This is a genomic window from Bradyrhizobium sp. AS23.2 (assembly GCF_001908185.1).
Lineage (GTDB): Bacteria > Pseudomonadota > Alphaproteobacteria > Rhizobiales > Xanthobacteraceae > Bradyrhizobium.
This window is the reverse complement of record NZ_LGHM01000413.1, coordinates 1-511: the sequence shown is the minus strand read 5'-3', so window position 1 is coordinate 511 and position 511 is coordinate 1. Positions and strand designations below refer to the sequence as shown.

The 511-nt window shown below is 54.2% G+C and carries 2 pseudogenes; both read left to right on the top strand.

Going from position 1 to position 511, the window contains the following annotated elements:
• A pseudogene (locus AC630_RS42605) lies at positions 1 to 232 on the top strand (recombinase family protein); the annotation flags it as partial.
• A pseudogene (locus AC630_RS42600) lies at positions 229 to 511 on the top strand (hypothetical protein); the annotation flags it as partial. The pseudogenes AC630_RS42605 and AC630_RS42600, both read left to right, overlap by 4 nt.

Sequence of the window (511 nt, the reverse complement as noted above, 5' to 3'; positions counted from 1 at the left end):
CTGGCGGTTGCGATTCGAGACTGGCCAGCAACCCGATATCACTGTCGCCGTTCGAATGGACATCCAGAACCAGCGGGCGCTTGACTACTATCTCTTGCCTTCCATCGACATCGCGAGCGAAAAACTACGGCTTGCGGAGGATAACGGCCTCGCAGTCGATTGCTATCGCTTCGATTCCCTCGATGTACTCTTCGAATTTCTCAGACCGACTTCCATCGTGGAGGCAGCATGAGCGCTGAAGCACGTGAGCAGAAATTTGAGATGATCCCCATCGATCAGATCAATATTCTAAACCCGCGAACTCGCAACAAAGGCCAACATCGGGAAATAACCGTGTCGATCGTGATCGCTCGCTGCCATCAAACGGTCGCGGGTTCGCATCGCTGGCGGTTGCGATTCGAGACTGGCCAGCAACCCGATATCACTGTCGCCGTTCGAATGGACATCCAGAACCAGCGGGCGCTTGACTACTATCTCTTGCCTTCCATCGACATCGCGAGCGAAAAACTAC